The organism is Pasteurella canis (genome assembly GCF_900454865.1).
Classification (GTDB): domain Bacteria; phylum Pseudomonadota; class Gammaproteobacteria; order Enterobacterales; family Pasteurellaceae; genus Pasteurella; species Pasteurella canis.
In genome coordinates this window covers 592,614-607,045 of the sequence record NZ_UGTV01000015.1, presented here as the reverse complement: position 1 = coordinate 607,045, position 14,432 = coordinate 592,614, and the positions used below count along the sequence as shown (strand labels likewise).

The following is a 14,432-nucleotide window of genomic DNA, read 5'->3' as shown; positions in this document are numbered from 1 at the left end:
CAAATACTATTATTGTTCTTCTAGGAAAAAATAGCAACTATTCGGACTAATTATGTACAAAGTATCCTCTTTTTTAACCGCACTTTTTCTAAACGCACTAAAAAGTGCTCTTTTCACATTAGTGCTATTTTTTAGTTATCCTCTCTCTGCCAAGATCGATATGACAGAAATCTCCACACATTTACCAGAAGGGACGAGTTTTGCTTTCATTGCTAAAAATGTAGAAAGCGATCAAATGATTATTGATCATAATTCAACAACCTTTATGCTCCCAGCGAGTACACAAAAAATACTGACCGCATTAACTGCGAAATTAGCATTAGGTGATCAGTTTCAATTTGAGACTAGCTTATTGACAAATGGGAAAGTACAAAATCATGAGCTAAGAGGTGACTTAATTATTCGTTTTACTGGTGATCCTGATCTCACAAGTGGTCAACTATATCAGTTACTCGCCCAGTTAAAAAAACAAAAAATTAATAAAATCAAAGGTGATTTAATTTTAGATACTTCAGTATTTACTAGCCACGATCGTGGTTTGGGCTGGATTTGGAATGACTTAACGATGTGTTTTAATGCACCACCAGCCGCAGTCAATATTGATAATAACTGTTTTTATGTTGAACTAGACGCAAATCATCCTGTAGGCGAACAAGCAAAAATTATTATTCCCGCTCAATATCCTGTGCAAGTTTTTGGACAAGTCTATATTTCAGCCCCAAAAGAAGCTGGTTACTGTCAATTGGATGCGGTTGTATTAGACAATAATCGCTACCAGCTAAAAGGATGCTTATCTCGAAAAAATAAGCCTTTTGGTTTGAGCTTTGCGATTCAAGATCCAAATGCCTATGCGGCTGCAATTATCCAACGAAACTTAACGCGTTTAGGAATTGAATTTAATGGCAAAGTAAAACAACCTTATCAACAACAAACTGGACAATTACTTGCACAACATTTATCAAAACCACTACCTGATTTAATCAAAAAAATGATGAAAAAATCAGATAATCAAATTGCAGATGCACTATTTAGAACCATTGCTTATCACTATTATAAACGCCCTGCATCTTTCCCATTAGCAAGTCAAGCGATGCGACACATTTTACAGAGTAAAGCAGGTATTAAATTAGGTAATGCTATTATTGCTGATGGTTCTGGCTTATCACGCCATAATTTGATCTCTGCGCAAACATTACTGCAAGTTTTAGAATATATTGCTAAAAATGAAACTACATTAAACTTACTTGATACTTTTCCCATTGCTGGTGTAGATGGCACATTAATGGGGAGAGGATCACTTATCAACGAACCATTAGTTAAGAACGTCAGTGCTAAAACAGGTGCATTAAAAGGTGTTTATAATCTAGCTGGTTTTATGACTAATAAACAGGGAAAAAAAATCGCTTTCGTCCAATTTATTAATGGCTATTCTACGGGGGATTTTGAGCAAAAAACTAAACGTGCCCCATTAGTACAATTTGAAAGCCATATTTATAACGCAATTTATCAGGATTAATATGCAAGTTACACAGCTTTATCTCTACCCAATAAAATCGACACAAGCTTATCAAGTTTCTCAAGCTGTCGTCCAACCACAAGGGTTAAACTTTGATCGTGAGTTTATGTTAACCGAACTAGATGGTAAATTTATTAGTGCACGAAAAGATCCTGAATTATATCATTTCTTTACATTTCCAATTCCTTTAGGGCTACACATTCAATATAAAGACGGCGATATGCTGACGGTGTATTATCGTCACTTTCAACAACAGTCTGAATCAGAGGTGTGGGGAAATCATTTTCTATCTTGGGTTGCAGAAGCACATATTAATCAGTGGTTTAGTGAAAAAATCGGACGGCAGGTCCAACTACGTTGGATCGGAGAACAATCACAACGATACACTAAACGTCAACCAGATTCCCCTGTTTCTTTTGCAGATGGCTATCCTATTTTGCTCACCACACAAGCTAGTCTGACAGAGGTTCAAACACAATGTCCTTCTCAGATCAAAATGCTGCAATTTCGTCCAAATATTGTGATTGATGCTGAACATCCTTTTATTGAGCAAACTTGGAAACAGATCAAAATTGGCGATGTGCTTTTTTCGAATGTTAAGTCTTGCACACGCTGTATTTTAACAGCTCGCGATCCTGATAAAAATACTGTTGATGCGAAGATGGAACCTTTTCGTACATTAAAAAAGATCAATACTAATGTAGATGGTCAACCCTTATTTGGCATTAATCTTATCCCACTCAATACGGGTATTATTCGTCTTCATGATAAGATTGAAATTATTGAGTAAATACAATGATAGGGGGGAATTCCCCCGTCATAAACAGAATAAAGATTTAAAGTTCTCTCATTTAATTGTTTATGACATAAAAAGACGTAGAAATGAACTAATACTCAATTTATAACGTTGCCTAGTAATCAATAAATATAAAAATGCCTAAATAAGCTCAGCTTAGATGTTCAAATAGTGGAGTTTAATACGAAGTTTTGTCAAAATTGACCGCACTTTTTATATTGAAAACGCTATCAAAAATAAAATTTGATCTAGTGCACAAATTTTAATAATTCAATTTTTCTGACCAATAAAAATTTTACTTATTTATAAATAAGTTATTCCATGTCAATAATTCAAGTAAAAAATTTACTGCTTGAATTTTAGTTATAAGCACATTATCTTGTATCCAATTTTCCAATATATAACTATATCTTGTGTTTTCACAATTCTAGAAATAGGTCAGCAATATGAATAAAGCATTGAAAGTCACTAAACGTGACGGGCATCTTGAACCGATCGATCTTGATAAAATCCACCGTGTTATTACTTGGGCCGCTGAGGGATTGGATAATGTTTCCGTTTCTCAAGTAGAACTACGCTCACATATTCAATTTTATGAAGGGATCCGTACTTCTGATATTCATGAAACGATCATCAAAGCTGCTGCTGACTTAATTAGTAAAGAAAGTCCAGATTATCAATATTTAGCTGCTCGTTTGGCTGTTTTTCATTTACGTAAAAAAGCTTATGGTCATTTCGATCCACCTCGTCTTTACGATCATGTTAAAAAATTAGTACGCATGGGCAAATATGATCCCGCTCTACTGGTGGATTATACGCGTGAAGAATGGGATGAAATGGATAGTTATCTTGATCACTGGCGTGATATGACGTTCTCTTATGCTGCGGTCAAACAACTTGAAGGTAAATATTTAGTCCAAAACCGTGTCACAGGTGAAATTTACGAATCTGCACAATTTCTCTATTTATTAGTCGCTGCTAGCTTATTCTCTAAATATCCACAAGAGACTCGTTTAGACTATATTCGCCGTTTTTATGACGCAACTTCAACTTTTAAAATTTCTTTACCTACACCAATCATGGCTGGGGTTCGCACACCAACGCGTCAATTCAGTTCTTGTGTCCTAATTGAATGTGGCGATAGCCTTGACTCTATTAATGCAACAGCTTCAGCAATTGTCAAATATGTTTCGCAACGTGCAGGTATTGGTGTCAATGCGGGTGCAATTCGTGCCTTAGGTAGCTCGATTCGTGGTGGTGAAGCCTTCCATACAGGTTGTATTCCGTTCTACAAATATTTCCAAACCGCAGTAAAATCCTGCTCACAGGGTGGAGTCCGTGGTGGTGCGGCAACAGTTTACTATCCAATCTGGCACTTAGAAGTGGAAAGTTTATTAGTACTAAAAAACAATCGTGGTGTAGAAGATAATCGTGTGCGTCATATGGATTATGGTGTGCAGTTAAATAAGCTGATGTATCAACGCTTAATTAAAGGCGGTGATATTACGCTCTTTAGCCCATCAGATGTACCAGGACTATATGAAGCGTTCTTTGCGGATCAAAACAAATTTGAACAGCTTTATTTACAATATGAGCAAGATCCAAGTATTCGTAAACGTTCAGTCAAAGCTGTTGAATTATTCTCATTGCTTATGCAAGAGCGCGCTTCAACAGGACGAATTTATATTCAAAATGTCGATCACTGTAATACCCATTCTCCATTTGATCCGACTGTCGCGCCAGTACGCCAATCTAACTTATGTTTAGAAATTGCGTTGCCAACAAAACCATTACAGCATTTACATGATGAAAATGGTGAAATTGCGTTATGTACATTATCTGCTTTCAATTTAGGTAAACTGGAAAACTTAGATGAATTAGAAGAACTATCAGATCTTGCTGTAAGAGCATTAGATGCGCTACTTGACTACCAAGACTACCCTGTTATTGCTGCGAAAAAAAGCTCACTTGCTCGCCGCTCATTAGGTATTGGCGTGATTAACTATGCTTATTATTTAGCGAAAAATGGTGTACGTTACTCTGATGGTAGTGCTAATGATTTAACTCATCGTACTTTCGAAGCGATTCAATATTACTTATTAAAAGCCTCAATGAATTTAGCTAAAGAACTTGGTGCTTGTGAGTACTTTAATGAGACAACTTATGCACAAGGCATTTTACCAATTGATACTTATAAAAAAGACATCGATAGCTTAACGAAAGAACCACTCCATTATGACTGGGAAACCTTACGTAAAGATATCCAAGAATTTGGTTTACGTAACTCAACATTAACTGCATTAATGCCATCTGAAACGTCATCGCAAATTTCTAATGCCACGAATGGTATTGAGCCACCACGAGGCCATGTCAGTGTGAAAGCATCAAAAGATGGTATCCTTAAACAAGTTGTACCTGAATACGAAACTTTGGGAGAAAACTATGAATTACTGTGGGATTTACCAAATAATGATGGTTATTTACATTTAGTCGGTATCATGCAGAAATTCGTTGACCAAGCTATTTCTGCAAATACTAACTATGATCCACAACGTTTTGAAGATGGTAAAGTACCAATGAAACGCTTATTGGGTGATTTGTTAACTGCTTATAAATATGGCTTAAAAACACTTTATTATCAAAACACACGTGATGGCGCAGACGATGGTCAGGAAGACATTGATGATGGCTGCTCAGGCGGTGCGTGTAAAATCTAATTGATTATAAAACAATCTAACTTACTGAAAGTGCGGTCTTTTTAATGAAAAGATCGCACTTTTTTTATCCTTTTTTAAACGAGTTTTGCTAGTTTTTTCCTCTCTTAAGCATGTATAAACACAGTTGTTAAATTTGTTAAATTATTTTTCTTAATATTTAAAGCTAAAAATAAATTAAAATACAGAATATAAATCTTGTAAAATGTAATTTATTCACCAAAATAAAGCATTTATTCCTATTGACTCAAAGCAATATTTCATTATATTTCTAAATCCTAACATTTTTTTAACCAAAACTAACAAAAACAAAGGTTGTGATTATGACAACATCATCTCAAAGTCGCGAAACGTTCTCTGGACGTAAAGCGTTTATTTTTGCGGCAATCGGTTCTGCTGTTGGGCTAGGAAATATCTGGCGTTTTCCTTATGTAACATATGAAAATGGTGGTGGTGCTTTTATCATCCCTTACTTAGTCGCATTATTAACTGCAGGTATTCCACTTTTATTTCTTGATTATGCGATCGGTCATAAATATCGAGCATCTCCCCCACTTGCTTTTCGTAAGCTAAATAAAAATTTTGAAACCTTTGGTTGGTGGCAAGTTATGATCAATGTGATCATCGGTATTTACTATGCCGTTATTCTTGGCTGGGCTGCATCTTACACTTTCTTCTCGTTAAATAGTGCTTGGGGTGCAGATCCTGCTAGCTTCTTCTTTAAAGACTATTTACAAATGGCAGAAGGCGTTTCCATCAGTTTTGATTTCGTAAGCAGTATCACTGGACCATTAGTCGCTGTATGGCTTTTCATTTTAGCAATTTTAGCATTAGGTGTACAAAAAGGAATCGGCAAATCCGCTGCATTCTTTATGCCATTATTAACGATCATGTTTGTCATTTTAGTTATCACCGCACTGTTCTTACCTGGTGCAACTAAAGGCTTAGATGCGTTATTCACACCTGACTGGTCTAAACTATTAGAGCCAACTGTTTGGGTTGCCGCTTATGGGCAAATTTTCTTCTCATTATCTATCTGTTTCGGAATCATGATCACTTACTCTTCTTATTTGAAAAAACAAAGTGATTTAACAGGTTCGGGCTTAGTGGTTGGCTTCGCCAATAGTAGCTTTGAATTACTCGCAGGTATTGGGGTATTCGCTGCACTTGGCTTTATGGCAACAGCAGGTGGTAAAGAAGTAAGTGAGGTAGCAACATCGGGTATTGGTCTAGCATTCATTGCATTTCCTGCTATTATTGACCAAGCACCGTTCGGCGCGGTTATCGGAGTATTATTCTTTGGCTCATTATTATTCGCGGGTATTACTTCCTTAATGTCGATCTTAGAAGTGATTATTGCAGCAGTACAAGATAAATTAAGATTGCGTCGCTCTATTGCTACAGCTGCAGTCTGTACACCAATGGCATTTATTTCAATCTTATTATTTGGTACAACGACAGGCTTACCTGTATTAGATGTATTAGATAAATTCGTGAATAGTTTCGGTATCGTTGCCGTAGGTCTCATGGTGATTTATGCCATCTTAATCAATGAGTCTTTGTCAGGTTTAGCTGCACACATTAATGAAACTTCCTCATTCAAAGTCGGGGTAGTATGGCGTGTATTAATTGGTACTGTAACGTCAACTGTGCTTGTTTATATGCTATTTACTGAGATCAATAAAGTTGCTACAGAAGGTTATGGTGGTTATCCAGATTGGTTTGTAAACACATTTGGCTGGGGAATGGCAATTGGTTTAGGGGTAATCGCTTTCTTACTATCACGCTTACCTTGGAAATATTTAACTGATTCAACAAAAGGAGATAAATAATGAGCACTAGTGCAATTATCATGATGTTAGTCGCATTGGCTATCATCTGGGGCGGCTTAATCATCTCTGTCTCTCGATTACCAAAAGAATAAAATAGACGACTATATTTTAATCAGCACCAGCAATGGTGCTGATTTTTTCTAAATGTAATTCTATCGCAATCCTGCCCAATCATTTCTACATACTGAAAAACATTTTAGCTTATAAAACAATATATTATAAAAAATATAATATCGCATTATCTATAAACAAATGAGAAATATTGTCATTTCTCTAGCTTAAATTTTATGACTTGGGTAAAATAGCCATCGTCTATTAATTTCATCAAAAGTGCGGCAAATTTTTAGCTACTTTTACTATGGAGAAAACAAAATGGCCTATACCACTTTTTCACAAAACAAGAACGATCAATTAAAAGAGCCAATGTTCTTTGGTCAGAACGTGAACGTTGCTCGTTATGACCAACAAAAATACGAGACTTTTGAGAAACTGATCGAAAAACAACTTTCTTTCTTTTGGCGTCCTGAAGAAGTCGATGTCTCACAAGATCGCATTGACTATCAAGCCTTACCAGATCATGAAAAGCATATTTTCATCAGTAACTTAAAATATCAAACTCTTTTAGATTCGATTCAAGGTCGTAGTCCAAACGTTGCATTATTGCCATTAGTTTCCATTCCTGAACTTGAAACTTGGATTGAAACTTGGACATTCTCTGAAACTATTCACTCTCGCTCATATACACATATTATCCGCAATATTGTCAATGATCCGTCAGTTATTTTTGATGATATTGTGACTAATGAAGAAATTATTAAACGCGCTAAAGATATTTCATCTTACTACGATGACTTAATCCGTGATTCACAGCTCTATACACTCTATGGTGAAGGGACGTATACTGTTGATGGACAGGAATGTATCGTTACATTACGCAATCTTAAAAAACAACTTTATCTATGCTTAATGAGTGTTAATGCACTTGAAGCAATTCGTTTCTATGTGTCATTTGCTTGTTCATTTGCTTTTGCTGAGCGTAAATTAATGGAAGGTAATGCAAAAATCATTAAATTTATCGCACGTGATGAAGCATTACATTTAACAGGTACTCAACATATTTTAAATATTATGGCATCAGGTCAAGATGATCCAGAAATGGCTGAAATTGTGGAAGAATGTAAACAAGAAGCTTACGATTTATTTGTTGCGGCTGCTGAACAAGAAAAAGAATGGGCTGACTATTTATTTAAAGATGGTTCAATGATCGGTCTTAACCGTGATATTTTGGTACAATATGTTGAATATATCACCAATATCCGTATGCAAGCAGTAGGCTTACCATTGCCATTCCAAGCTCGCTCAAACCCAATTCCATGGATCAACGCATGGTTAGTATCAGACAATGTACAAGTTGCGCCACAAGAAGTTGAAGTGAGTTCTTACCTTGTTGGTCAAATTGACTCTAAAGTTGATACAAAAGACTTTGGTGATTTTGATCTATAAAATTAGCTAAAAATAGACCGCACTTTTCTAACAAAAAACTGTGCGGTCTTTATTTATTGGAAAATAAAAAATGAAACAAGTTTATGTTGTTCATGGGTATACAGCTTCAGCGAATGCGCATTGGTTCCCTTACTTAGCACAACAACTTCAGCAAACTGATATCGCTTGTTATTGCCTTAATATGCCTGATTCTATGCAACCAAATCCTACAGAATGGCTTGATTATCTCAAACAACATCTACAATTAACAGAACAAACTGTAGTCGTTGGACATAGTTTGGGTTGTATTGCTACTCTCAACTTACTTCTGAATCAACAACAACCAATATTAAGCGGTATTTTTGTGTCTGGCTTTAACCAGACTATACCACACCTAGCTGAACTCACCCCCTTCATAGACATTTATCAAGAGCTTTTAGTCAAAAGTGGATTGAGCATAAAGCAATTATTTAATAGAACACCTTGTGCTATTGCTGCATATGATGATCATATCGTCCCCCATCAATATACTGATACATTAGCTACATCACTACAAGCAAACTATATACGTTTACAGCAAGGTGGGCATTTCCTTGATCGCGAAGGTTGGAAAGAATTCCCCCTCGTGTTACAACAAATTCAAACATATTTTAATAACGAATGAAAATTCATCTAATCCACAGTCAAATTACTCTTGAATACAATAACCAGCTCTCTTTGCTTTCTCATTTAGAAAACAACGGGATTTTTCATGAATACCAATGCCGTTCTGGTTATTGTGGCTCTTGTCGCGTTAAAATCAGAAAAGGAAAAGTATCCTATAAAGAACCGCCACTTGCCTTTATTCAATCTAACGAAATCTTGCTCTGTTGCTGTCATGTTGAACAAGACTTAGAAATTGAGATGTAGATAACTCGATTTTGTCATGAACAGTAAAAACTGACCGCACTTTATCAACTGTAAACATAGCGAAGATATTCACTAATCTGATCTAAAAAGTCATTCTCTCAGCTCTTACTTTCCATCTCCTTATGCAATCCCCATTGCTTTATTGTCATTACAATCTCAATCACTACCAAAAACTAGAAAGGCAAAGTATCAAAATTGTTTACCTTGCCTTTCCTTTAAATTGTTATCTTTTAAATGAGTTTTTGTAATTTAGCTGGAATGCCCTGCCTTACTGCCGAACCACAGACCCAATCAACCCATGGAGAAACAATTTCTTTTGTATTATCTAACAAGCCTAAATCATTAATATTCACACCACGTTTAATTTGTGGGTGACCCGCAATAGCTTTGCCATCAACTACATAGCCTGTAGCACCTAATTGTTTATGTCCATAACCATGTTCAATTGCAATCGTCCCTTTTATCACACCATCCATCACAACAAGTTGAACATTTTGTTTACCACCTGGCGTCATCAAAACAACTAAATCACCATGCTGTAGTCCTTGTTCTGTGGCATCTTGCTGGTTCATTGCGACAATACCATCAGGCTTAATACTATGTAAACGCAATAAGGGGGCCGTAATACTACTCATTAAGTTTGATTTAAAAGAAATCAATTTAAATGGCCATTCTTTTGTAGGATAGTGGCTTTCCAAGGTAGAGCCATCCGCAAACTGAGGTTCAAAATATTTTGGACAACCATGATAATGCTTCCCTGTTTGTGCATGCTTCGCTTTAGCAACAGTTTCATTCCAAATTTGCAAACAATTTTTCCAACGTGCTTGCATATTATCCTCTTGCCATGCACTCTGATACGGTGCAAAACGCCCACCTTTACAATACACATTAGCAACTTTCAAAACTTCTTCTGCTTTCAAGGTTTGTTGTAATTTAGGTATTAAACGCTGCACTCCTGTTAACAATAAGTCCTCTTCAGTCGCATCATTCACAGGTGTTTTTCCATCATAGGCAATATTGGCTGCCGCGCGTAAAAAATAGTCTTCACTACAATTCAACGGGTAGCTATTTTTTTGTTTATCCATAATCGCATTATCACCAAAACCAGGTAAATGCATGGCTTTTGCAATCGCAATAATAAAACTCTCCATACATACAACATCACCCTCTGCTGTTTTTGCATTTTGTGACTGAATAACTGGCCAACGTGCAGTACTGGTTTTTGTTGGTACACCTGCCCATGGTGTACTAAATCCCCAACTCTCGAAATTATGTGTATCTGGTACAATATAATCGGCTAATGCTGTTGTTTCATTCATAAAAGCATCAACAGCAATAAACAAAGGTAACACGTTTGGATCGCGTAATTTTGTTTCGGTTACATGATGAATCCCAGTCATACCATAAATAGGGTTGCTCATATGACTAATCCAAGCTTTAAGGGAATAAGGATAACCTTGTAGCGCAGAAGTTATCATTTCAGACATTTGCCCGCCAACAAAAGGATACCAAGAGGCTTTTGCAGGGTAAGGAGATATTCCTTGTTCGACTTTACGTTTAAATTCGCTCGATTTCTCATAAGCTTTTTTACTACGGGCTAAGTTAGTCCCTTTGGGTTTGACCATCTCTGGGAAATTAGCTAAGTCATAGCGTGGTCCACCACCGAAGTCTTTAAACTTACCACCAGCCATACTCATACCGCCTTTCTTGTTCATATTACCGACCATTGCATTCAGTAACAAGATTGCCCAAGCAGTATAGAATCCTGTCCCATGCATAGTTCCACCATGTGTAATGGCTGTCGCACGATGACCATGTGAGGTAAACTCTTTAGCCAAATTAATGATGGTATCAGTAGGCACGCCACAATGAGCAGAATAAGCTTCAATACTATGTTCAAAACAAGACTCTTTAAACAGTTGCATCGCTGATTTCGCTAATACTTGTGAGCCATCTTTGAGTGTGAGCAAATCCTCTACAAAAATGACCGCACTTTCACAATCCTTAGCCGCAATAAATGTTCCTGTTTGCTCATCTTTGACGATAATTTCACCATCAACGGGGTTTTCAGGCGCTGGCATGTCAACAAGATCTTGTAAGCGAATAGCCTGTCCATAACGTTTATGTGTTGGATCAGCAATAAATAAATGCGTTGCATTACAAAAACTCACTGCATTTACTTTTTGCATTGCTTCTTCGCTTGGTATTGCTAAATAGGCTGCGTTATAACGTTCATTTTCAATAATCCAACGTAACATACCTAAGGATAAGGACAGATCGGTACCTGGAATAATAGGGACCCAACGATTTTGTTTCACTGCACGACTGTTAGTTAACTCCAAACGAGGTGCGACAACAACATAATCAAAATGGTCCTCTGTACGTTGTTTTGCTAATTGCCGTGCTTGACGTTTAAATGGGTTTCCAGCTTGAGCTGGTGAGGTTCCCATAAATAAAATAAATTCTGCATGATCCCAATCAGGCTTGGCATGTGAATTATTCGCCAAATCATTCATAAATGCCCCAGAACCAGCTCGGTAAGATAGACCACAAAACGAACCGTGTGAAGCAAAATTAATCGTACCAAAACTATTATTCGCAAAACGTTTCAATAATGGTTGGCGACCCTCAGGACCCGCAAAAGTAACCATTAACTGATTAACTTTTGCCCCGAAATCTGGATTATCAGTATCAACAAGTGTTTTCAAATCACGAATTGCTTTTAAACCATCAACATGACCTTCGCCAAATAAATCTCCACCATTAACGACTTCGTCTACTAATTGTTCAAATCTGATTGTTTTCCATTTACCCTCACCCCGTTTTCCTACTCTTTTCAGTGGCTGAGTAATACGATAAGGACTATTAATTCCCTCTAGAAAGGCTGCACCCCTTGCACAAGCAGTGGATCGATTATCTAATCCATTTTCTCCTGCTACGCTGAGTTCTGCTTGCTGAATAGGTTGGTTAAAATCGAGATGTTGATCTGCAGATAAAGGATGATATGGATTGCCATTAATACGTAATACTTGATTTTTTTCTAAATCGACTCGTGTACGTAAACCACATAATGTCCAGCACCCCATACATTGAGTATTACATACAACTTGTTTCCCATTCGCTACCAATTGACCATGTTGAACTTGATATTCTGGTAATAACGCATTGCCATGAATTTTATCTGCTGTATGTTCGCCAGAAGTACCGTCAATCAACCCTACAGCCATTTCTTTCACTTTAGGTGAATAACCTGCTACAAAAGCTGTTGCCGTACCCAATGCTAATCCACCTTTTAATAGATTACGTCGTTGGTTATTCATATTTTCCCCCTGTAAAATCCATTTGAGATAAAGCTGAACTTAATAATTGCCATAACAAGATGCCAACAAAAAGCCATAAACTAAATACAGATAAAATACCAATCGCCCCATCAATATGCCAAGTAAGATGATAAGGATTCATTAACGCATTATATTTCGCCACACTTTGTACTTGAATCAATACAATCCAGCGTACTAACCAAGTAAAACACAATGCAATTAATAAGCGAATACAATCCAGTAATAATGAATGAGGTAAATAAATCAGAATAGATAATGCAGCTACACAAATAATTGCTAACATTGGTAATGGGCTAAACTGCCAAAGTTGTGTTAATTGGAATGCGGTCTGCTCTGACGAAGCATACAGACCGCCTAAAGTCCCTATAAAAATAATCAAACTCATCAAAATAAGATGAGAAAAGTAAGTTGGCATCGCTTGCTGAGTAAAACACGCAATAAAAAAGCGACAAAGCAATAATGCTGTTGGGAATGCACTAAATAAAATCAATGGCATTAACCCATAGTGATGCCATAATGGTCTTGCTTCAACAACAAATACTTCCATTGTGGTATACACTAAAATCAAACATGCCAATAGCAACGAAAATAATCGGAAGATCTTCGTCCACATTGCCAAGTTGAAATTCCCCCAATAAAGAATATGACAAAATTTAGGCAGTTTTTGTTGTGGAATCACTTGGCGTAACAAACAGCCAAAATACCCCACGATAGCTAGCGTAAATAAAGGTAAAAAAATCGCCCCCCATGCCATCCACGACCAAGGTGTCAAATTCAGATAAAAATTTATAATGCGGCTGGGTTGATGGAGATCTGCTGTTAATGCAATAGGCGCAACAATCGCACAGCTGAGTGCAATCGTAATAGCAATAAACTCATAATATTGGTTTTTCTCCACTCGATAGATTAACCATCCAATAAGCACACTAGAAAAAGATAAACCAATGAAGAAGAAGTAACTCACTGCCCAAGGTAACCAAGCTATTGCTTGTGGTTCAACGAGGATTTCACGAATGATCATAAATTTGCCTCCTTACCTTGCCATAACATTGGCTGACCTTGTACTTGATTAACAAATGCCTCATCTAAGCCTAAATAAAAGACATGCGGAATTGTGCCTGAGTCTGGTTTTAAAACTTTTAATTCACTTTTATGTGCTGCGACCATTTTGCTAATTGTACTAGTTGGATCTTTTAAATCACCAATCACACGGGCGCCTCCTACACAACTTTCTACACAAGCAGGGAGTAACCCGACTTCAAGACGATGCGCACAAAAAGTACATTTATCAGCAGTCTTAGTTTCTTCATTAATAAAACGAGCATCATAAGGACAAGCCTGAACACAATAAGCACAACCGATACAACGTTCATTATTCACTACAACAATACCGTCTTTACGCTGATAAGTCGCCTGTACTGGACAAACGGGCACACAAGGGGGATTGTCACAGTGATTACACAGTCGTGGTAGCAATACATTATTAACAACTTGATTTTCATCAGTGACTTCATACTGACGAACAGTAGTTCTAAATTCACCAATTGGTGTTGCATTTTCAATCCCACAACTCACTGTACAAGATTGACAACCGATACAACAACGTAAATCTACCAACATCGCATAACGATGCGTTTCATCTCCTTCACGTCTAGCAGGTTGAAACTGACTTTCTGCTTGACTAAAAGGAATAAACGCCTGCCCCACACTTAACACAGATAAATTTTTAAGAAAAACTCGCTTACTCATTTTCATAGTGGCGTTCCTTTTAGTTATTATCATTAACCCAATTGAGTTATGACTTTTTTTAGCGTATTGTTAAGGAAGGTCAATAAAAAAACT

General features: G+C 36.8%; 11 protein-coding genes. 8 read left to right on the top strand and 3 right to left on the bottom strand.

What is annotated here, in order from left to right; all coding sequences use genetic code 11:
* Window positions 1-52 precede the first annotated feature (52 nt).
* From dacB to yfaE, 8 genes are all read left to right on the top strand, one after another.
* A complete protein-coding gene (dacB, locus tag DYE19_RS03470) occupies window positions 53-1,516 on the top strand; it encodes a serine-type D-Ala-D-Ala carboxypeptidase (RefSeq protein WP_115322625.1) in 1,464 nt (487 codons plus the stop codon).
* A gap of 1 nt (window position 1,517) precedes the next feature.
* Window positions 1,518-2,306 carry an MOSC domain-containing protein gene (locus DYE19_RS03465; protein WP_115322624.1) on the top strand — a complete coding sequence of 263 codons (789 nt, stop codon included), beginning with the start codon at window positions 1,518-1,520 and terminating at the stop codon, window positions 2,304-2,306.
* A gap of 452 nt (window positions 2,307-2,758) precedes the next feature.
* The gene (gene nrdA / locus DYE19_RS03460) at window positions 2,759-5,029 is read left to right on the top strand and encodes a class 1a ribonucleoside-diphosphate reductase subunit alpha (protein ID WP_115322623.1); all 2,271 of its coding nucleotides are present in this window, start codon (window positions 2,759-2,761) and stop codon (window positions 5,027-5,029) included.
* Window positions 5,030-5,349: 320 nt separating this feature from the next.
* On the top strand, window positions 5,350-6,858 hold the full coding sequence (locus DYE19_RS03455) for a sodium-dependent transporter (protein WP_115322622.1): 1,509 nt from the start codon (window positions 5,350-5,352) through the stop codon (window positions 6,856-6,858).
* The gene (locus DYE19_RS03450; RefSeq protein WP_049214196.1) at window positions 6,858-6,950 is read left to right on the top strand and encodes a methionine/alanine import family NSS transporter small subunit; all 93 of its coding nucleotides are present in this window, start codon (window positions 6,858-6,860) and stop codon (window positions 6,948-6,950) included. The genes DYE19_RS03455 and DYE19_RS03450 overlap by 1 nt, the downstream gene beginning before the upstream one ends.
* Window positions 6,951-7,230: 280 nt before the next feature.
* The gene (gene nrdB, locus DYE19_RS03445) at window positions 7,231-8,361 is read left to right on the top strand and encodes a class Ia ribonucleoside-diphosphate reductase subunit beta (protein WP_049214194.1); all 1,131 of its coding nucleotides are present in this window, start codon (window positions 7,231-7,233) and stop codon (window positions 8,359-8,361) included.
* A gap of 70 nt (window positions 8,362-8,431) precedes the next feature.
* Window positions 8,432-9,004, top strand: coding sequence for an RBBP9/YdeN family alpha/beta hydrolase (locus tag DYE19_RS03440; RefSeq protein WP_115322621.1), 573 nt, complete (start codon window positions 8,432-8,434; stop codon window positions 9,002-9,004).
* On the top strand, window positions 9,001-9,249 hold the full coding sequence (gene yfaE, locus DYE19_RS03435; RefSeq protein ID WP_115322620.1) for a class I ribonucleotide reductase maintenance protein YfaE: 249 nt from the start codon (window positions 9,001-9,003) through the stop codon (window positions 9,247-9,249). Before DYE19_RS03440 ends, yfaE begins: the two co-directional genes overlap by 4 nt.
* A 230-nt stretch (window positions 9,250-9,479) precedes the next feature.
* Here yfaE and DYE19_RS03430 read toward each other — a convergent pair whose 3' ends face one another.
* From DYE19_RS03430 to ttrB, 3 genes are read right to left on the bottom strand one after another with little or no spacing between them, the layout of a single operon-like run.
* Window positions 9,480-12,569, bottom strand: a complete 3,090-nt coding sequence (locus tag DYE19_RS03430; protein ID WP_115322619.1) for a tetrathionate reductase subunit A — start codon at window positions 12,567-12,569, stop codon at window positions 9,480-9,482.
* Window positions 12,562-13,611: an NrfD/PsrC family molybdoenzyme membrane anchor subunit gene (gene nrfD, locus DYE19_RS03425; RefSeq protein WP_115322618.1), complete on the bottom strand. Its 1,050-nt coding sequence runs from the start codon at window positions 13,609-13,611 to the stop codon at window positions 12,562-12,564. The genes DYE19_RS03430 and nrfD overlap by 8 nt, the downstream gene beginning before the upstream one ends.
* Window positions 13,608-14,345, bottom strand: a complete 738-nt coding sequence (gene ttrB / locus DYE19_RS03420; protein WP_115322617.1) for a tetrathionate reductase subunit TtrB — start codon at window positions 14,343-14,345, stop codon at window positions 13,608-13,610. The genes nrfD and ttrB overlap by 4 nt, the downstream gene beginning before the upstream one ends.
* Window positions 14,346-14,432: the final 87 nt, after the last annotated feature.

What these genes read in the sequence shown, in the direction of transcription:
- nrdB (WP_049214194.1), top strand. Translation starts at nt 7,231, where the DNA reads ATGGCCTATACCACTTTTTCACAAAACAAGAACGATCAATTAAAAGAG.
- ttrB (WP_115322617.1), bottom strand. Translation starts at nt 14,345, where the DNA reads ATGAAAATGAGTAAGCGAGTTTTTCTTAAAAATTTATCTGTGTTAAGT.
- nrdA (WP_115322623.1), top strand. Translation starts at nt 2,759, where the DNA reads ATGAATAAAGCATTGAAAGTCACTAAACGTGACGGGCATCTTGAACCG.
- yfaE (WP_115322620.1), top strand. Translation starts at nt 9,001, where the DNA reads ATGAAAATTCATCTAATCCACAGTCAAATTACTCTTGAATACAATAAC.
- nrfD (WP_115322618.1), bottom strand. Translation starts at nt 13,611, where the DNA reads ATGATCATTCGTGAAATCCTCGTTGAACCACAAGCAATAGCTTGGTTA.
- DYE19_RS03450 (WP_049214196.1), top strand. Translation starts at nt 6,858, where the DNA reads ATGAGCACTAGTGCAATTATCATGATGTTAGTCGCATTGGCTATCATC.
- DYE19_RS03455 (WP_115322622.1), top strand. Translation starts at nt 5,350, where the DNA reads ATGACAACATCATCTCAAAGTCGCGAAACGTTCTCTGGACGTAAAGCG.
- dacB (WP_115322625.1), top strand. Translation starts at nt 53, where the DNA reads ATGTACAAAGTATCCTCTTTTTTAACCGCACTTTTTCTAAACGCACTA.
- DYE19_RS03440 (WP_115322621.1), top strand. Translation starts at nt 8,432, where the DNA reads ATGAAACAAGTTTATGTTGTTCATGGGTATACAGCTTCAGCGAATGCG.
- DYE19_RS03430 (WP_115322619.1), bottom strand. Translation starts at nt 12,569, where the DNA reads ATGAATAACCAACGACGTAATCTATTAAAAGGTGGATTAGCATTGGGT.
- DYE19_RS03465 (WP_115322624.1), top strand. Translation starts at nt 1,518, where the DNA reads ATGCAAGTTACACAGCTTTATCTCTACCCAATAAAATCGACACAAGCT.